At 46.8% G+C, this 18,420-nt stretch carries 17 protein-coding genes; 16 read left to right on the top strand and 1 reads right to left on the bottom strand.

Features of this window, described 5'->3' with window-relative positions; all coding sequences use genetic code 11:
* Positions 1–141: 141 nt before the first annotated feature.
* The 13 genes from AC4EHK_RS13180 to AC4EHK_RS13120 all read left to right on the top strand — a co-directional run bounded on the left by AC4EHK_RS13180 (position 142) and on the right by AC4EHK_RS13120 (position 14,612).
* Positions 142–1,446 (top strand): ABC transporter substrate-binding protein, encoded by a 1,305-nt coding sequence (locus tag AC4EHK_RS13180; protein ID WP_490979246.1) that lies wholly within the window; start codon positions 142–144, stop codon positions 1,444–1,446.
* Positions 1,447–1,557: 111 nt separating this feature from the next.
* Entirely contained in the window at positions 1,558–2,418 is an 861-nt protein-coding gene (locus AC4EHK_RS13175; protein WP_490979245.1) for a carbohydrate ABC transporter permease, read from the top strand.
* Positions 2,418–3,233, top strand: coding sequence for a carbohydrate ABC transporter permease (locus AC4EHK_RS13170; RefSeq protein WP_490979244.1), 816 nt, complete (start codon positions 2,418–2,420; stop codon positions 3,231–3,233). The genes AC4EHK_RS13175 and AC4EHK_RS13170 overlap by 1 nt, the downstream gene beginning before the upstream one ends.
* A gap of 13 nt (positions 3,234–3,246) precedes the next feature.
* Positions 3,247–4,266, top strand: a complete 1,020-nt coding sequence (locus AC4EHK_RS13165) for a LacI family DNA-binding transcriptional regulator (RefSeq protein ID WP_490979243.1) — start codon at positions 3,247–3,249, stop codon at positions 4,264–4,266.
* Between the two features lie 12 nt (positions 4,267–4,278).
* Positions 4,279–5,916 carry a glycoside hydrolase family 13 protein gene (locus tag AC4EHK_RS13160; RefSeq protein ID WP_490979242.1) on the top strand — a complete coding sequence of 546 codons (1,638 nt, stop codon included), beginning with the start codon at positions 4,279–4,281 and terminating at the stop codon, positions 5,914–5,916.
* A 144-nt stretch (positions 5,917–6,060) separates the two neighbouring features.
* Positions 6,061–6,507: a DUF4385 domain-containing protein gene (locus tag AC4EHK_RS13155; protein ID WP_490979241.1), complete on the top strand. Its 447-nt coding sequence runs from the start codon at positions 6,061–6,063 to the stop codon at positions 6,505–6,507.
* Between the two features lie 67 nt (positions 6,508–6,574).
* On the top strand, positions 6,575–7,462 hold the full coding sequence (locus AC4EHK_RS13150; protein WP_490979240.1) for a TIGR01777 family oxidoreductase: 888 nt from the start codon (positions 6,575–6,577) through the stop codon (positions 7,460–7,462).
* Between the two features lie 144 nt (positions 7,463–7,606).
* Positions 7,607–7,876 (top strand): RNA polymerase sigma factor, encoded by a 270-nt coding sequence (locus tag AC4EHK_RS13145; RefSeq protein WP_490979239.1) that lies wholly within the window; start codon positions 7,607–7,609, stop codon positions 7,874–7,876.
* 158 nt (positions 7,877–8,034) lie between these two features.
* Positions 8,035–8,508: a MarR family winged helix-turn-helix transcriptional regulator gene (locus AC4EHK_RS13140; RefSeq protein ID WP_490979238.1), complete on the top strand. Its 474-nt coding sequence runs from the start codon at positions 8,035–8,037 to the stop codon at positions 8,506–8,508.
* Positions 8,505–10,229: an ABC transporter ATP-binding protein gene (locus AC4EHK_RS13135; RefSeq protein WP_490979237.1), complete on the top strand. Its 1,725-nt coding sequence runs from the start codon at positions 8,505–8,507 to the stop codon at positions 10,227–10,229. Before AC4EHK_RS13140 ends, AC4EHK_RS13135 begins: the two co-directional genes overlap by 4 nt.
* On the top strand, positions 10,226–12,052 hold the full coding sequence (locus tag AC4EHK_RS13130; RefSeq protein WP_490979236.1) for an ABC transporter ATP-binding protein: 1,827 nt from the start codon (positions 10,226–10,228) through the stop codon (positions 12,050–12,052). The genes AC4EHK_RS13135 and AC4EHK_RS13130 overlap by 4 nt, the downstream gene beginning before the upstream one ends.
* 217 nt (positions 12,053–12,269) lie before the next feature.
* Complete coding sequence (locus AC4EHK_RS13125; RefSeq protein ID WP_490979235.1) at positions 12,270–12,452, top strand: hypothetical protein; 183 nt, start codon at positions 12,270–12,272, stop codon at positions 12,450–12,452.
* Positions 12,453–12,611: 159 nt separating this feature from the next.
* Entirely contained in the window at positions 12,612–14,612 is a 2,001-nt protein-coding gene (locus tag AC4EHK_RS13120) for a penicillin-binding transpeptidase domain-containing protein (protein ID WP_490979234.1), read from the top strand.
* A gap of 155 nt (positions 14,613–14,767) precedes the next feature.
* Here the strand turns inward: AC4EHK_RS13120 and AC4EHK_RS13115 are convergent, their stop codons facing one another.
* Positions 14,768–15,112 (bottom strand): hypothetical protein, encoded by a 345-nt coding sequence (locus tag AC4EHK_RS13115; RefSeq protein ID WP_490979233.1) that lies wholly within the window; start codon positions 15,110–15,112, stop codon positions 14,768–14,770.
* A gap of 359 nt (positions 15,113–15,471) precedes the next feature.
* Between AC4EHK_RS13115 and AC4EHK_RS13110 the strand changes: the two genes are divergently transcribed.
* The 3 genes from AC4EHK_RS13110 to AC4EHK_RS13100 all read left to right on the top strand — a co-directional run bounded on the left by AC4EHK_RS13110 (position 15,472) and on the right by AC4EHK_RS13100 (position 18,369).
* Positions 15,472–15,858, top strand: a complete 387-nt coding sequence (locus AC4EHK_RS13110) for a MerR family transcriptional regulator (RefSeq protein ID WP_490979232.1) — start codon at positions 15,472–15,474, stop codon at positions 15,856–15,858.
* 39 nt (positions 15,859–15,897) lie between these two features.
* Complete coding sequence (locus AC4EHK_RS13105) at positions 15,898–17,205, top strand: hemolysin family protein (protein ID WP_490979231.1); 1,308 nt, start codon at positions 15,898–15,900, stop codon at positions 17,203–17,205.
* A 108-nt stretch (positions 17,206–17,313) separates the two neighbouring features.
* Positions 17,314–18,369 carry a hemolysin family protein gene (locus AC4EHK_RS13100; RefSeq protein WP_490979230.1) on the top strand — a complete coding sequence of 352 codons (1,056 nt, stop codon included), beginning with the start codon at positions 17,314–17,316 and terminating at the stop codon, positions 18,367–18,369.
* Positions 18,370–18,420: the final 51 nt, after the last annotated feature.

The raw sequence follows: 18,420 nt of genomic DNA, 5'->3' as shown, positions 1-18,420 counted from the left end.
TTAAATTCCATCTTGTGCAAACGTTTTCACGGTGGTATGATACTAATAATTAATTGTTGGAAGCGTTATCAATTTCGTTTCCGCTTTTTATTTCTAGGTTTGTGCAAACGATTTCACAAAAATCTAAAGGGGGATTTTGGGATGAAGGAATTGAAGGTTAGCAAAGGGCTTGTGGCGTCATTGATGTTGTCAGCGGCAGTTTTAGCAGGATGCAATAGCGATGGAGAAGAAAATGCTTCAGGATCTGACGGGGAACAGACAACGGTTGATATTTTCCAATTTAAAGTGGAGTTTAAAGACCAGTTTGAAGATGTTGTTGCACTTTATGAAGAAGAAAATCCAGACGTCAACATTGAAATCACGACTGTTGGCGGCGGGGAAGATTATGGCGCTGCCCTTCGTTCACGCTTTGCTTCCGGCAATGAGCCGGCAATTTTTAACATCGGTGGACCGCAGGATGTTGCAGACTGGAAAGATAACTTATCAGACCTTGCAGATACAGAAGCGGCTGGTTCTGCACTTGAAGGGACACTTGATGGCGTGACCGTCGAATCCGAAGTGCTTGGTCTTCCATATAACCAAGAAGGGTACGGATTTATCTATAATACCCGTTTGTTCGAAGAAGCTGGAATTGATCCTGCATCCATCACTGACTTTGCAGCACTTGAAGAAGCTGTGAAGACGCTGGATTCACAAAAAGAAGAGCTTGGCCTTGAATCGGTCTTTGCTTTCCCAGGAAAAGAAACATGGGTGACCGGCCTTCATTTGTCAAACACATTCTTAGCACCTGAATTTGATAACAATGTATTAACAGCATTTGATGCGAAGGCAGTTGATTTCAAATACGCTGACGGCTTTAAGAAAATTGTTGACTTGCAAAACGAATATTCGAAACAGCCGACAGTAAGCCTAGACTACTCTCAACAAGTAGAAGAGTTATTCTCCCTGGAACGCGTTGCAATTATCCAGCAAGGAAACTGGGCTTACGGTTCTATTGCCGGCATTGACCCAGAACTGGCAGACAGTGGCGTCGGCATGATGCCAATCCCGGTTGAAGGATTGGATAACGCTGGTCTACCGGTTGGCGTACCAATGTATTGGGGCGTGAACAAAAAAGCTGACGAAAAAGTCATTGAAGAATCAAAAGCATTCTTGGACTGGCTCTACACTTCTGATGCAGGAAAAACAGCTGTAGTAGAAGACTTTAAATTTATCCCGGCATATGAGGGCTATGACACTTCTAAAATTACAGATCCAATGTCGAAAGCAATCTATGACGCATCCGAGTCAGGCAACACAATTGGCTGGGTCTTCATGGGCTATCCGACTGGCTGGGGAGAAGACGAACTTGGGGCCAATATTCAGAAATACTTAAGCGACGAAGCCAGCTGGGACGAAGTTATCGATTCAGCTAAAAAAGCTTGGGAATCAGAGCGAGCTGAATAAAAAAATCCAATCAATCTTCATCATTTGAGTGTTAAACAAAGTAGCCTCTGTGCTACTTTGTTTTATTACCAGGGCGAACGCGCTGTGGTTTAAGGAAGGAAAGGTGCCTCTATGCGTACAAAAGATTTATCCTACTGGTTGTTTCTGGCCCCGGTTTTGCTGGCGCTTACGCTGGTTGTCATTGTTCCAATGCTTCTTGGAGTTTATTATTCATTTACGACTTGGAACGGAATTAATACGGGCGAATTTGTCGGTTTCCAAAATTACATTAACTTGTTCCAGGACGAACGGTTCTTGGATTCGCTTTGGTTCACTACGAAATTCTCGATTGTGTCGGTGATCCTCATCAACATCATCGGATTGTCGCTGGCGTTGCTTGTTACAGGGCGCGTACGTTCAAGCAAATTGCTGCGCACGACGTTCTTTATGCCAAACTTGATTGGCGGATTGATCCTCGGGTTTATCTGGCAGTTTATTTTTATCAAAGTTTTTGCGAGCATTGGCGAAATTATCGGAATGGAAAGTTTGCAAGGGTGGCTGTCCACGACAGACACGGGATTTTGGGGATTGGTCATTTTGATGAGTTGGCAGATGGCAGGCTACATAATGGTCATCTATATCGCTTATTTGGAAGGAATGCCAAAAGAGCTGTTGGAGGCTTCCGAAATCGATGGCGCATCCACATTCCAGCGCTTTCGCTACATTGTATTTCCGCTTGTGGCTCCGGCATTTACAGTCAGCATGTTCCTGACCTTGTCGAACTCGTTTAAGTTGTATGACCAAAACTTGTCGCTGACAGGCGGAGGGCCATTCAATTCAACTGAAATGGTGGCAATGGAAATTTTTAAGACAGCATTCACGCAAAATGACTTTGCCTATGCGCAAGCGAAGGCCGTTATTTTCTTTGTCATTGTTGCCATCATTGCCCTTGTGCAAGTGTATTTTAACAAACGCAAGGAGGTTGAAATGTAATGAAAAAAAAGTGGGATATTAAATTGGAAGTTCTCGGAGTGCTGCTGGCGTTATTGTGGCTGGTTCCGTTTTACTTGATGTTCGTTAATTCCTTCAAGTCCAAAAAAGAAATTTTTATGGACACGATTAGCCTTCCAGAAGCATGGAGTTTTGATAACTACATCACCGCTTTTGAGGAACTTGATTTCATGCGCACGCTTTTCAACTCGCTTTTGATTACCATTGTCAGTGTGGTTTTGATCATTTTCTTTTCGGCCATGGCAGCGTATGCGTTATCACGAGCTAAAAGCAAGCTCAGTACGGTGCTGTTTTTCACGTTTGTCGCAGCGATGCTGATTCCGTTCCAGTCGGTTATGATTCCGCTGGTAACCGTATTCGGTCAGTTTGAAATGCTGAATCGAGGCGGATTAATTTTTATGTATCTCGGATTTGGCGCAAGCCTGTCGATTTTCCTGTATCATGGTGCTTTGAATAACATCCCGCGTTCGCTTGATGAAGCAGCGACAATTGATGGGGCAAACCGCTGGCAAGTATTTTGGCATATCATCTTTCCAGTGTTGAAGCCGATTACGGTGACAGTGGCAATCCTAAACATCATCTGGATATGGAATGATTACTTATTGCCATCTCTCGTCATCAATACACCAGGCAGCGAAACCATTCCGTTGAAGATGTTCTTCTTCTTTGGCGAATACACAAAACAATGGCATTTGGCGCTTGCAGGATTGACGCTTGCCATTGTTCCAGTCATCGTTTTCTATTTCTTCGCACAGCGTGAAATTATTAAAGGGGTATCAGATGGAGCAGTAAAATAAGGAGGCGGTAAAGATGGCAGTCACGATCAAAGACGTTGCGAAACAGGCTGGCGTGTCTCCAGCTACTGTGTCCAGGGTCATAGCCGACAATCCGCGGATCAGCAGCAAGACAAAAGTGAAAGTGCGGGAAGTAATGGAAGGGCTGGGCTATTTTCCGAACTTCCAAGCCCGCAACCTGGTCGCGAAAAAGAGCCAGACACTCGGTGTCATTATGGAAAATTCAGCGACTTTGGCATTTCAAAATCCCTTTTTCCCGGAAGTGCTGAGAGGGATTTCCACTCGGGCGCATGGCAGCCAGTATGGCTTGTATTTGTCCACAGGTGCTACGCAAGAAGAAATTTATCGGGAAGTTGTTGAAATGGTGCAAGGCAGGCGGGTGGATGGCATTGTTCTATTGTATTCAAAAATAGGCGACCCAGTCATGAAATATTTGGCTGAAAGCGGCTTGCCCTATTCAGTAGTTGGCCGTCCCTTCACAGATCCATGTTCGGTATCGTATGTCGACAACGACAATATCAATAACGCCAAAGGGACGGTGGAATACTTGGTCGGGCTCGGCCACAGGAACATCGCATTTGTCGGCGGAGCAGCAGATTTCGTCGTTTCGCTTGACCGGCTGGAAGGCTATAAGCAAGCCCTTGTTCAACACGGCATTCCATTTGACGAGGCCTACACAGTAAACCAGGAATTGATGGGCGGCGGCGAACGCGAGGCAATTCGCCAGCTGATGGCACTGGAAACACCGCCTACAGCCATTGTTACACACGATGACATGGTGGCGTATGAAGTGATCGGTTATCTCGAGGATCTGGAAATAAGTGTCCCGGAGGACGTCTCCATCGTTGGTTTTAATAACCATGCAATTTCACGGCATTTAAAGCCGCCGCTAAGCACTGTGGATATTTCGATTTATGATCTGGGTCTGCACGCAGCAGAATTGGTACTAGAGAAAATAACAGACGAGTCGACGCCTCCGAAACAAGTCGTAGTCGCTTCACGATTGATTGAACGAGGATCTTGCCGCCGTCTTTGAGAGGGATTAGTTATGGATAAAAAATGGTGGAAAGAAGCAGTAGTCTATCAGGTTTATCCGCGCAGTTTCATGGATTCTGACGGAAATGGCCTTGGCGACATCAACGGGATTACAAGCAAATTGGATTATCTGAAAGATTTAGGCATCGATGTGATTTGGGTTTGCCCCATGTACAAATCGCCAAACGACGACAATGGCTACGATATTAGCGACTATCAGGCCATATTAGAAGATTTTGGCACAATGGAGGATTTCGAACGTTTGATGGCAGAAGTACATGCACGCGGGATGAAGATGATCATTGACTTGGTGATTAACCATACGAGCGATGAGCATCCCTGGTTCTTGGAATCACGTTCATCACGCGATAATCCGAAGCGTGACTGGTACGTCTGGCGCGATGAACCATTGAATTGGGAAAGCATCTTCGGTGGACCGGCCTGGGACTATGATGAAAAGACCGGGCAGTATTACCTGCACATTTTCTCGAAAAAACAGCCAGATTTAAACTGGGAAAACTCGGAAGTCCGCAGTGAACTCTATAAAATGGTTAATTGGTGGGTAGCCAAAGGCATCGATGGATTCCGCGTCGACGCCATCAGCCATATTAAAAAAGATTACTCGAACGCAGAAAATACTGAAGGCCATTTGTTTGTGCCTTCCTGGGAAAAAATGATGAATGTTGAAGGCATTCAGCCGCTTCTTCAGGAGTTGTATGATGAAACCTTTGGCAAGCACGACATTATGACAGTCGGGGAAGCTAACGGTGTTTCAGCAGACGAAATCCACGATTGGGTCAGCACCGAGAACGGCAAGTTCAATATGATCTTCCAGTTTGAAGACATTGACTTGTGGAACGTCGAAGTGCAAAACGGCGTGAATGCACCGGAACTGAAAAAAGTGCTCAGCAAGTGGCAGGAAAAAGTGAATGGCGTCGGCTGGAATGCCCTGTTCATTGAAAATCATGACAAGCCGCGTGTCGTTTCAACTTGGGGAGATGACCAGGAATACTGGCGTGAAAGTGCCACAGCTCTCGCTTGCATGTATTTCTTTATGCAAGGCACGCCGTTCATTTACCAAGGACAGGAAATTGGCATGTCAAACGCACCGTTTGAAGAACTCGACCATTTTGATGATGTCCACACACACAACTTATACTTCCATAAAAAAGAAACGGGCATGGAACACGACGCCATTATGACCTTGCTTCGTGCAACAAGCCGCGACCATTCACGGACGCCAATGCAATGGAACAACAGCCTTCACGCCGGCTTCTCAACAGCTCTGCCGTGGATTAACGTCAATCCGAATTACCAGTGGCTAAATGTCGAAGCACAGGAAAACGATCCGCATTCGGTGTTGTCTTTCTATAAACAGATGATTTGGCTCCGGAAGAATATGGACGTCTTCGTTTACGGGGAATATAAGTTGCTGGAGCTTGGGCACGATGCAGTGTTCGCCTATACGCGCGAATACGGCGATGACAAAGTTCTTATTGTCACGAATCTTGGCCAGCACGCTTGTCTTTGCGGCATCGACCCCGAAGACTCCACATTGCTTTTGGCAAACTACACAAATATTGATCCTGCGCAATTGCTTCCATACGAAGCGCGGGTCTACAAAATTCCTAAAGCATCGTTTGCTGAATAATAACAATCGCCTGCAAAAAGACCAGAGAAACGTTCGACTTTCTCTGGTCTTTTTGTCGTCAAACAATCATTGCTATGTGGATTTACAACTCCCAATGGAGGGTATAAATAAAACAGAGCATAAAGCAAAAAGGAGTCGATTGGCATGGCATTTGATTACGAGCTGGATTATGAAAACTTAGATTTGCGCAAGCAGCCTGAACTTTACCGAGTTGGAAAAGGAGAGCAAGGTGTCTTGATGGTAGAACCGTATAAAGGTGAGATTTTGCCGCATTGGCGTTTTAAGACGCCGGAAATTGCGCAGGAATCATGTGACAAAATTTCGGAGATGTTCGAAGAATACCGCAAGCAAGATGATTTTGTTGGAATGGACATGGCACGCAAATTTATTCAGATGGGTTATACACGGGCACGCCGCTACACCAATTACAAAGGCGGACGCAAATACAACGAAGACCGCACCATCAAAGAGCGGGAAATCGATCCGGTGAAAGCTGAGTCGGCAGCAATCTTCAAAAAACGCTGGGATGAAATCCGGGAAGACGAAGATTACTTGAAGCGCAAAAAAGAGCACCAGAAAAAATATGGATGAGCTGCATCTTTTTATCGGAGAAAGCGTCAAATAGCAGAAGAACAACTTACAGAAAATAGGTGATGGGATGAAGAAGATCGTATTAGCTGGAGGCACGGGCTTTGTCGGACAGTATTTGGAACGTAAATTTACAGACCAAGGGTACCGGGTGATTATCATTTCACGGCAGCCGGATCATTTAAATTGGACCAATCATACCGGAATCGTCAAAGCATTGGAAGGTGCCGAAATGCTGGTCAACCTGGCAGGGAAATCGGTTAATTGCCGGTATACTGAAGCCAACAAGCGGGAGATTTTTGATTCGCGGGTCGAAACGACCGAAGCACTCGGCACAGCCATCCTTGCTTGTGACAACCCGCCGCCACTGTGGATCAATTCCAGCACATCGACCATTTACCGTCATGCTGAAGACCGGCCGATGACCGAAGCAAACGGAGAATTCGGCAATGGATTTTCGGTAGAAGTCGGTAAAGCATGGGAGCAAGCTTTCTTCACATTTAAGTTGCCGCAAACACGCCAAGCGGCATTGCGTTTGTCAATCGTCCTCGGCAAAGACGGCGGCGTCATGAACCCTTATGAAAACATGGTGCGCTTCGGACTCGGCGGCAAGCAAGGCAACGGCAAGCAAATGTTCAGCTGGATTCATTTGGAAGATGTTTACCGCATTATCCAGTTTATCCGAGACCATGACAATATGAGCGGCGTCATCAATACGACAGCCCCTGAACCTGTCACCAACCGGGAACTGATGAAGCAACTGCGGATTGCCATGGACCGGAAAATCGGTTTGCCGGCAACCAAGTGGATGCTAAGCATGGGAGCGGTGGTTATCGGAACGGAAACGGAACTGATTCTGAAAAGCCGGTGGATTTTACCGGAGCGCCTTCAACAAGCAGGATTCCAATTTACTTACCCAACACTCGATAAGGCGCTTGAAAACATCCTTCAGCACTAAAACCAAAACAATAGCACTAGGAAACTTTACTGGAGTAAAGTTTTTCTAGTGTTTTTTTATTTTTTTTAAATAATTGCCTTTATTTCGAGATAATTGGGTTTAGGATGATCGTCTAAAGGCTATTGTAGAGGAGGGGGTGACAAATTGACCATAGACGAAAAATTAATGATTGGAATTCTGAACCGGGAAGAGCAGGCGCTGTCGGATTTGTACGACCGCTACCACCGGATCATATGGAATGTTGCACGCCAAGCCGATTCAGATCCAACCGTCTGTGAGCAACTTGTTGCCCAGGTGTTCCGCACTGTCTGGAAAGAACCGAAGAACTTTATGCACAACCGCAAACTCCTGATGCAGTTAATCGATTGCTGCAAATCGCATTGCGAGGAAACTCTAATCCAAAAAATTTCATAAATGATCTGCACCCTTGCCTCTGTTTTGGCAAAGGGTGTTTTTTGTCTTTGAGAATCAGTACACCAAAGTTGACGAATCGCAATAAGGGGAGTAACTTGAAGGCATCAAACAAAATGGTTCCATTTGGAACAGTTCGAAAATGAAAGATGGTGAAGCAAATGAAGGATAAGAAAGAGTTGGAAGCGTACATGCAATTGATGTTGTCATTTGCTAATGTGCAGAAAAATATGGTGCGTTTTATTCAAAAAGCAGCAGTCGAAAAAGGATTGTCAATTCCGCAATACTCCATTTTGATGACCATCATCAGCAGGAGTGAAATGACGCAGAAAAAAATGGCGGAAAAGACGTTTTTGCCAAAAAGCACGTTAAGCCAAGCAGTGGATGGACTAGTTAAAGAAGGCTATCTCGACCGTCGGCAAGTAGAGGACAACCGTCGTGAAACCTTGCTGGCACTGAGCGAAAAAGGAAAAGCTTTGGTAGCAGAGCTGCATCTGCAAGAAGATGGGCTGCATCAAGTGTTTAAAGCGGCCAGTGAGCAGTTTACGCCTGAGCAGGTTGCTGATCTGCTCGATGCGCATCAAAAAATTTCAACGTACTTACAAGAAGTGGAACTCGAGGTGGCTTCAAAATGATCAAAATTTTGAAAAACTTGAATCCCTATAAATGGGTTGTTCTGGCTGTTGTTGCCTTGGTTTTCGGCCAATCGATGGCTGAGCTATTTTTGCCGACACTGATGGCCGACATTATCGACAATGGCGTCGTCAAAGGCAACATCCCATATATTTGGCGAATCGGCGGCTGGATGCTGCTGGTATCGGCAATTGGCGCCATTGCGGCTGTCTTTGCCAGTTATTATTCAGCCAAGGCGGCGATGGGGCTGGGGCGTGACTTGCGTCAAAAAGTCTTTAAGCACGTTGGCCAATTTTCATTGCAGGAATTTGATGAAGTCGGAACGGCGTCGTTAATTACGCGTACCACAAACGACATTACCCAAGTACAGCAAGTAGTCATCATGATGCTGCGCATGGTCATCAGCGCACCGATCATGCTGGTCGGTGGGATTATTATGGCGGTCTCCAAAGACGCCCAATTGTCCCTGGTCATTATTGGTGCCATGCCGGTATTGGCCGTATCGATTCTCTTGATTTTAAAATACGGCATGCCCTTGTTCCAGGAAGTCCAGGAACGGCTGGATGGACTGAACTTGGTCGTGCGGGAAAACTTGACAGGCATACGGGTTATTCGTGCCTTTAACCGCGAATCACAGGAAAAAGCACGTATGCAAAAAGCCAATCGTGACCTGGCGGATGTGTCGATCAAAGTCAATAAAGTCATGGCTTTCTTGATGCCTGTTATGATGCTGGTCATGAACATGACCGTTGTCGCGGTCATTTGGTTCGGGGGCATTCGCATCAGCAATGGCGCGATGCAAATCGGGGATTTGATGGCCTTTATCCAATACGTCATGATGATCATGTTTGCCTTGGTTATGGCATCCTTCATGTTTGTCATGGTTCCGCGTGCAGCGGTATCGGCCAGACGCATCAATGAAGTGCTGGAAATGAAACCGGCATTCACAGACAACGGCACCGCAAAAGCGGATCGCGCACGCGGCACGCTGGAGTTCGATGACGTTTCCTTCTATTATCCAGGAGCGGAAGAACCGGCACTGTCGAACATTAGCTTTACCGCCAAACCGGGTGAAATTACCGCGTTGATCGGCGGAACAGGTTCCGGCAAGTCAACGCTCGTTAACTTGGTGCCGCGCTTCTATGATGTGAAGAGCGGAACCATCCGCGTTAACGGCGTCGATATCCGCGAGGCCTCCCAGCAAGAAGTTCGGTCGAAAATCGGCTTTGTGCCCCAGAAATCGATCTTGTTCACTGGGACCATTGCAGACAATATCCGCTTTGGCAAACAAGACGCCAATCAGCAGGAAATGGACCATGCGGCAAACATTGCGCAGGCCACAGAATTTATCGATCAAATCGAAGGCGGCTACGCGGCTGAAATTGAGCAGGGCGGCTCGAATCTTTCAGGCGGGCAAAAGCAGCGCCTGTCGATTGCCCGTGCATTGATTCGCAAGCCGGATTTGTATATTTTCGACGACAGCTTTTCGGCGCTCGATTTTAAAACCGACGCCAAGCTGCGCAGAGCATTGAAAGACGAAACAAAAAATGCCACAGTGCTGCTGGTGGCACAGCGAGTCAGCACGGTGGTCGACGCAGACCGCATTATCGTGTTGGAAAAAGGCAAAGTGGTTGGAATGGGCACGCACAAAGAGCTGCTCGAATCCAATGAAGTATACCGCGAAATTGCCCTATCTCAGCTGTCAGAGGAGGAAATCGCATGAGCAGAATGGGACCTCCACACGGCGGAGCAAATATGCCGGCGGAAAAAGCCAAGGACTTCAAAGGGACATTTCGCCGCCTTGTTTCTTATTTAAAACCACGGCGCAAAAAACTGGCAGCCGTTTTCCTGGTCGCAATTCTCAGTACGGTGTTTACGATTGTGGGACCCAAAATCATGGGGATGGCGATCACGGAATTGTTCGAAGGCGCATATGGCCAGTTGCAAGGCGTCCCAGGCGGCGGCATCGACTTTGGTGTCATCGGCCAAATCCTCGCAATTCTTGCCGGACTGTACCTGTTCAGCAGTTTGTTCAGCTATATCCAGCAGTACATGATGTCGACAGTGGCACAGGATACGGTTTATGACCTGCGCCAAGACGTCAACAAAAAATTGGAGAAATTGCCGCTGGAGTATTTTGATGGCCGGCCAAACGGTGAAACCTTAAGCCGCATGACCAACGACATCGATACGATCGGCAGTACGCTGCAGCAAAGTTTAACGCAATTTATCACCTCGATAGTGACCATCGTTGGCATTCTGGTGATGATGTTGACAATCAGCCCGTTGTTGACTTTAATCGCGGTGGTCTCTTTGCCACTATCTTTATTCGTCATCGGACCGATTTTAAAAAGATCTCAGAAATACTTCAGCAGCCAGCAAAAAAATCTGGGCCGCTTGAACGGGCACGTGGAGGAAATGTACACGGGCCACCAGGTCGTCAAAGCGTTCGGACACGAAGCAAAATCCAACGAACAATTTGATGAAGTCAATGAAGAACTTTACAATGCCGGGCGCAAAGCGCAGTTTATCTCCGGGATTATCATGCCAATGATGACCTTGATCGGCAACTTAAGCTATGTGGTGATCAGCGTTGTCGGCGGAATCCTGGTAACGCAGCGCGCCATCTCTATTGGTGACATTCAGGCATTCATCACGTACTCCAAACAGTTTACGCAGCCGATTACTCAGACGGCGAACATCGCCAATATCATTCAATCAACAGTTGCAGCTGCTGAACGGGTGTTTGAACTGCTGGACGAGAAGGAAGAAGTAGAGGAAGTAACGACTTCTGTTCTGGCTCGTGCAAAAGGCGCCGTGGCATTTGAAGACGTCGACTTTGGCTACGGCACCAACTTATTAATCGAAAAAATGAACATCGACGTCCGACCTGGACAGACAGTCGCAATCGTTGGGCCAACCGGTGCCGGCAAAACAACGCTGATTAATCTATTAATGCGTTTTTACGAATTGAACGGCGGGCGCATCACAGTCGACGGCCTCGATTCACGGGAAATGTCGAGACATGAACTGCGCCAAAACTTCGGCATGGTGCTGCAGGATACGTGGCTGTTCAACGGCACAATTCGTGACAACATTGCTTACGGAAAAACCGGAGCGACAGAAGAAGAAATTCTGGCTGCAGCAGAAGCGGCGCACGCCGACCACTTTATCCGGACCTTGCCGGACGGCTACGATACCATTCTGAACCAGGAAGTATCGAATATTTCACAAGGGCAAAAGCAGTTATTGACCATTGCCCGTGCCATTCTCGCCGATCCGCCGATTATGATCCTGGATGAAGCCACTTCGAGTGTCGACACGAGAACCGAAATCTTTATCCAGCGGGCGATGAATCAACTCATGGAAGGCCGCACAAGCTTTGTGATTGCACACCGCTTGTCGACCATTAAAGACGCGGATTTGATCCTCGTCATGGACCAAGGAAAAGTCATCGAACAAGGCACACACCAAGAGCTTCTTGACAAAAATGGCTTTTACGCCGATCTGTACCATAGTCAGTTTTCAGTGGAAGTGGCTGTGTAAAACGAAAAGGCCCACCGCGCAGTTTTTGCACGGTGGACCTTTTTTGTTATTTGTAAGTGGATTTTGTGCGGGTATCCAGACCGCGCGCCAGCCAGAGTAAGCGCTATTTCACCTAAACCCGAAAAGTCATCCGTTTGATCTATCTTTAGACATGCAAGCGGAAACACGTTATGCTTAAAGCAGTTACCCTGACCGTTATGGCGGGGAGAACGAAAGGATGATTCAGATGGCATTTCTAGACAAACTGAACCAATTGAAAGACAAGTCGATCGAAAAAGGCAAGGCGCATTGGGAAGAAAACAAAGACGACTACAAAGAAAAAGCAAACACTTACAAAGACAAAGCGATGGTCATGAAAGACGACGTTGCCAATAAAATCAAAGAAAAACAAAAAAAATAATTGATCAGTTAGCCGGGTGAAAGTTGCCTGGCTTTTTTTTATGGAAATTTTCAAGGCAAGACTTTAGAATAGTTTTATATTGAGTACAGAAAATTCAGTCTTTATATTCCTGTTCGTTCCGGCGATAATAAAAGTAATGAAAAGAGTGGAGGTCATTTGATGAAGAAGCTAGTAGTGCCAATTCTCTTCTTTCTATTGATTTTCGTTGTAACGGCGTGCCAAGACGAAGAAACAGAACCAACTCCAGAACAGCCGCCGGAAGAAACAGCTGAAGCAGTCGCATCGCCGGAAACGCGGGTTGCGGAATTTATTGAGCTGTGGAAAAGTGGGGATTTTTCAACGATGCACCTCCAATACTTAAATCAAGGGACGCAATCGGTTTACGGAGAGGCAAGTTTTGTCACTTGGCAGCAAGAGCTTCACGAACGCTTGGGAATCGACAACTTGGAAGTCTCCTATACACCGGCAGAGGAAAATGAGTGGACTCCAGAACAGCCAGCGGATTTTCCGATTCAAATCAAGTTCGACACCATCGTTGGACCGGTGGAATTTGAAAAGACATTGACGCTGCTTTATGAAGTGCACGGAGAAGTGGAAGACTGGTTTGTTGAATGGGATCCGTCTTTTATTTTGCCCAATCTGGAAGCCGGGGACCAAGTAGTCACTGAAATAACCCAAGGGCCGCGCGGAGAGATTGTGGACCGCAACGGCAACGCGATCGCTTCCAATAACACGGGCTACGAGGTCAGCGTCATCCCGGAAAACTTTGATAGATCCAAAAAGCAGCAGCTGGCAGAACTGTTAGGCATGAGCGAACAAGCCATTGATGACAAGCTCAACCAGTCATGGGTGCAGCCGCATTATCTCGTGCCAATTGCACAGATCAAAGCAGACCAATCGACATTGGACGAGCTGTTTACGATTACCGGCACAACGCGTACAGAAGTGGACATCCGCAATTATCCGTACGGCCGAGCATTGTCGCACATCACCGGCTATATGGGGCCAATTACCGCCGAGCAGCTGGAAGCGTGGAGCGGTCAGGGCTACACGGCCGAAACGATGGTCGGGCGGCAAGGCTTGGAAGAAATTCTGCAGGAGCGGCTGCGCGGGGAGGCAGGCGGCCGCATTATTTTGCAAAAGCAGCAGGAAAATGCCGTCATCACATCCGTGGAAAATGAACCTGTTTCCGGTGAAACAGTCGCTTTGACCATCGATGCCGAACTGCAGCAATCGCTATACGGCGTGATGGGAGAAGAAGGGGGAACCAGTGCCGCCATTGATCCCAATACCGGTGAAACACTAGCGCTTGTCAGTTCGCCAGGATTTGATCCGAATGAATTTGTACCGAATATTACCAACAGCCGATTCCAAGAACTTACTAACGATCCGCTGCAGCCATTCTTCAATCGCTTTGCGGCCGTCTATACTCCAGGTCCTGTCATCCAGCCAATTACTGCGGCAATCGGATTGGAAAGCGGCACGCTCGATCCGGCTGAAAGCTTGGATATTACCGGTGATTCGTGGCAACGCTTTGCCTCTTGGGGCGACTACCGGGTGACGCGTTCACGGGATGACGTGCCAAATCCCGTCGATCTCAACAAAGCGCTCGTCTATTCCGACGAAATTTATTTTGCGCAGCAGGCGCTCAATATGCAAAACGATGACTTCCAGCTCGGCTTGGAAAACTTCGGCTTTGGCGATGCGATTGATTTTCCAATTAGCTTGACGGCGTCACGCATTTCCCAGGACGATGCATTCGGCTCGGAAGGCCAGCTCGCCGGAACAGCTTCCGGACAAGGACAAATGCAGGTGAATATTGTCCACCTGGCTAGCTTGTACAGCCCCCTTTTGACAAACGGCACGCTCTATAAGCCAACTTTGCTTCTGGACGACGAAGATCAGCAAATATGGAATGAAAACGTGCTTAGCGCTGAAAACGCAGAGCTTCTTCGGATTAGCTTAAGTGACGCTGGCCAAGAACTTGGCACAGAACTTGCCGGCAAAAGCGGAACTGTGGATGAAAGAGGCGAGCCCAATGCCTGGTTTGTCGGGTACAGCTTAGTAAATCCGGATTTGATTGTGGCGATGATGGTTGAAGGGGGCGAAAGGCTGGAGGAGAAGGTTGAGCAGGTTGTTGAAGCGCGGGAGAGTGAGTGAGTGGTGGTTGTGTTTATGGTTTAACCCGGGTGTTCGGTGTTTCAACCCGGGTGTTTTCTCGGTATACCCGGGTGTTCGCCCAGCCAACCCGGGTGTTCACGATCCATACCGGGTTTCAACCATCCAACACAAAAAAGCAAGCTCTGAAAGAGAACTCACTCTTCAAACTGTTCATTTTCAGGCGGCCCCAGTTTATCGGTCAATACCTCCAAAATGTCATCAAAATACTTGCCGTCGTACCACATTTCCTTGTAGGAAGCGGAGCGGATGATCGCATGCTGGTCGACTTTTGTTACATCGATTTGCGCAGTGTGGCTGGAACCTGTTTCGTCGATCTCTTTCTTTTTTTCGAGGATAAAGCGTTCCATGTCGTCCGCTTCATAGTGCTGGAACGTTTCGACGACGTCATCAAACAAGGGCATCGTGTCCTCTGGGCTTTCAAACAGCCAAGCGTACCCTTCTTTTTCATTGGCCAGGCGTAAGGTTAGTTGATATTCCAAAATATCATCTCCTTTTCAAATTTGAACCATCCAGCAAAAACTACTGTACTAAGCATATACCCGATTGCCCGGCAGTCAGTCTCAATAACTGCAAAACTCGTATGGCAAAGACTTATTTTATGAAGAAATCCTATTTTTTATACAGAATTGACGAAATAATGTCGCTTTTTTAACCAAGAAAATATTTCCATCAAAAGCAGCACGTTGAACTGTATACTTTTCGCTGGAATGTGCTATTATTTCTTATTACAAAGAGAAATTGCTTATCGGCAATGGATCGAATCGGATTTCAGCCGCCACAATCGTTTGGGCAGTTGAAAAGAATCAAAAAAGGAGGCGTCTGCATTGGGAAGGACTTAATGAAGATTGGTGAAATTGCAAAAATGAGCGGAGTATCAACGAGAACCATCGATTATTACACGCTCTCCGGATTGCTGCACAGTGAACGTTCTGATTCCAATTACCGGTTGTATCCGGCTTCTGCTTTGCAGACGCTCGAGCGCATCCAGCTATTAAAAAAACAGCGCTTGTCGATTATGGAAATTAAAGAAATTCTCGACACACCTGAAAATCCAAAAACGGAGCAGCTGGTAGAGGAAGTTCACGAAGAATTCGAATGCCTGCAACGAAAAATCACGTGTTTGGAAGAGCAATTAAAAGATGCACCAAGTACGGTGAAGACGCACGTCAGTAAAGCACTTGAGCATCAATTGGCAGCAATTACCGCCTTGATCGCTTTGCTGTAATCAACTTTGGAGGTGAATCCCTTTTATTAGGGAAGACACGTGGATATAGTTACCTTATTAAATTTAGTGTTATTAGTAGTATTGATTGCCTTGACGGCATTTTTCGTTGGCTCGGAGTTTGCGGTCGTTAAGATCCGTATGTCGCGGCTCGACCAATTAATTGCAGAAGGCAATAAAAAAGCAGTCGTTGCAAAGAAAGTAGCAGTCGATCTGGATTATTACTTGTCTGCCTGCCAGCTTGGTATTACAGTAACCGCACTCGGACTTGGTGCACTCGGAAAACCGACAGTCGAGCGCTTGATGTACCCGATTTTTGATTATTTTTCAGTTTCAGATGCTATTGCATCAACTGCCTCATACGCCATCGCGTTCTTGCTTGTGACTTACCTTCACGTAGTCATCGGTGAAATGGCGCCAAAGACTTTGGCAATCCAATTTGCTGAAAAAATGTCGTTGCTGTTGGCACCGCCACTTTATTGGTTCGGTAAAATCATGAAGCCATTTATTTGGTCATTGAACGGAGCGGCCCGCCTTTTGCTGAAACTTTTCGGAGTTCAGCCGGCAGGACACGAGCAGGCGTATTCAGAAGAAGAACTAAAACTCGTTATGGCCCAGAGCTTTGAAGGCGGCGCCATCAATGAAACCGAACTTTCCTATATGGAAAATGTTTTTTCATTCGATGAGCGCGTAGCTAAAGACATCATGGTGCCGCGTACGGAGCTCGTAACACTCGACAAAGATATGCCACTGGCAGAAATCATCGAGATTTTGGACGAAAATAACTACACGCGTTATCCCGTAACAGAAGACGGCGACAAAGACCGCGTTCTCGGCTTTGTCAGCGCCAAAAAAATGCTTCCCCATATTGTTGCCGGACGTGATTGGCAGCTTGAAGGTTTTGTAATTGAGATGCCGACGGTTTTTGAACAAACTGGTTTGCAGGATGCTTTATTGCGCATGCAAAATGCCCGTGTCCACATTGCTCTTGTAGCGGATGAATACGGCGGTACTGCCGGTATGATTACTATGGAGGATATTTTAGAAGAAATCGTTGGCGAAATCCGCGACGAATTTGATGCAGATGAAGTAGCGGATATCACCTGGGTCAACGACGATCAATACTTGGTAAACGGGCGCGTCTTGCTGAAAGATCTTGAAGAGCGCTTTGGCTTTTCGTTTGATGAAAGTGAAGACATCGATACTATTGGAGGCTGGATTCATTTCAAGAGCCCTGGAGAAGTCGAAACCAATGCCACTTTCACAGAGTCCAATATTTCATGGACAGTGGTCGAAATGGACAACCAACAAATTAAACAAGTGATGTTCCAAAAACTTTCGAAAAACTAAAAAGAGTCAACAGAATAAGCTGAACTGATGACAAGAACGGAGACGTTTTGCTGCAGTTCTTCTTATTAAATTTAATGGAGGTGAATCCCTCGTTTTGAGGGAGACCAATTGGATGGACAAATAATAATTAACTTAATACTCGTGGCGTTGCTGATTATCGGTACCGCATTTTTCGTAGGCGGCGAATTCGCCATCTTGAAAGTAAGGATGTCGCGGATCGACCAACTGATTTCAGAAGGCAACAAAAAAGCGGTACGTGCCAAAGAAGTAGCCAATGATTTGGATTATTACCTGTCCGCCTGTCAGCTGGGAATTACCGTAACCGCCCTGGCGCTAGGTGCACTGGGAGAACCGACAGTTGAACGTATGCTGCACCCGTTGTTTGATACGTTTGAGGTTTCGCCTGCACTGTCGACGTTCTTGTCGTATGCAATCGCCCTTAGTATTGTGACATTCCTGCACGTAGTCATCGGAGAATTGGCGCCTAAAACATTGGCAATCCAATATGCCGAAAAAATGACCTTGCTGCTTGCACCGCCGCTTTACTGGTTCGGTAAAATTATGAGCCCGTTCATTTGGGTATTAAACGGTTCAGCCCGTCAACTTTTGCGTTTATTCAAAGTAGAGCCAGCCGGCCACGAACAAGCCCATTCGGAAGAAGAATTAAAACTGATCATGGCAGAAAGCTTCCAGAGTGGTGAAATCAACCAGACAGAGTTAACTTATTTGAAAAACATCTTCGCTTTTGATGACCGGATTGTGCGGAATATTATGATTCCCCAAGCCGAAATCGTCTCAGTCGACAGCCGCCTGACACGTTCAGAGCTGTTTGAAGTGTTGGACAAGCACGAATACACCCGTTTCCCGGTAGCCCAACATGGCGACAAATCCCGGTTGATCGGATTTATTAACACCAAAGAACTGCTGACCAGTATGGCAGCAGGAAGAAGCCAGGATCCGGAGTCTTTCATTCACGAGATGCCGCGCTTCCCGGAAACAACTCCTATCCAGACTGTATTGACCAAAATGCAGCAAAGCCGTACGCACATGGCGATCATCACCACCAAAGACGGCGTCACATCAGGACTTGTGACGATGGAAGACATTTTAGAAGAAATTGTCGGCGAAATCAGCGACGACTCGTTCGAAGCAGAGCCGATTTAATTGGAATAAAAATGGAGAGAAACCTTTAGAGGTTTCTCTTTTTTTATGGAA

This window comes from Planococcus sp. TJ-307 (genome assembly GCF_058268435.1).
This window is presented reverse-complemented; position numbering and strand designations above follow the sequence as displayed.

Bases quoted from the DNA above. Each gene is read 5' to 3' on its own strand.
- AC4EHK_RS13135 (WP_490979237.1), top strand. From the start codon at position 8,505: ATGATCAAAATTTTGAAAAACTTGAATCCCTATAAATGGGTTGTTCTG.
- AC4EHK_RS13110 (WP_490979232.1), top strand. From the start codon at position 15,472: ATGAAGATTGGTGAAATTGCAAAAATGAGCGGAGTATCAACGAGAACC.
- AC4EHK_RS13170 (WP_490979244.1), top strand. From the start codon at position 2,418: ATGAAAAAAAAGTGGGATATTAAATTGGAAGTTCTCGGAGTGCTGCTG.
- AC4EHK_RS13175 (WP_490979245.1), top strand. From the start codon at position 1,558: ATGCGTACAAAAGATTTATCCTACTGGTTGTTTCTGGCCCCGGTTTTG.
- AC4EHK_RS13130 (WP_490979236.1), top strand. From the start codon at position 10,226: ATGAGCAGAATGGGACCTCCACACGGCGGAGCAAATATGCCGGCGGAA.
- AC4EHK_RS13160 (WP_490979242.1), top strand. From the start codon at position 4,279: ATGGATAAAAAATGGTGGAAAGAAGCAGTAGTCTATCAGGTTTATCCG.
- AC4EHK_RS13155 (WP_490979241.1), top strand. From the start codon at position 6,061: ATGGCATTTGATTACGAGCTGGATTATGAAAACTTAGATTTGCGCAAG.
- AC4EHK_RS13120 (WP_490979234.1), top strand. From the start codon at position 12,612: ATGAAGAAGCTAGTAGTGCCAATTCTCTTCTTTCTATTGATTTTCGTT.
- AC4EHK_RS13165 (WP_490979243.1), top strand. From the start codon at position 3,247: ATGGCAGTCACGATCAAAGACGTTGCGAAACAGGCTGGCGTGTCTCCA.
- AC4EHK_RS13125 (WP_490979235.1), top strand. From the start codon at position 12,270: ATGATTCAGATGGCATTTCTAGACAAACTGAACCAATTGAAAGACAAG.
- AC4EHK_RS13150 (WP_490979240.1), top strand. From the start codon at position 6,575: ATGAAGAAGATCGTATTAGCTGGAGGCACGGGCTTTGTCGGACAGTAT.
- AC4EHK_RS13140 (WP_490979238.1), top strand. From the start codon at position 8,035: ATGAAGGATAAGAAAGAGTTGGAAGCGTACATGCAATTGATGTTGTCA.
- AC4EHK_RS13180 (WP_490979246.1), top strand. From the start codon at position 142: ATGAAGGAATTGAAGGTTAGCAAAGGGCTTGTGGCGTCATTGATGTTG.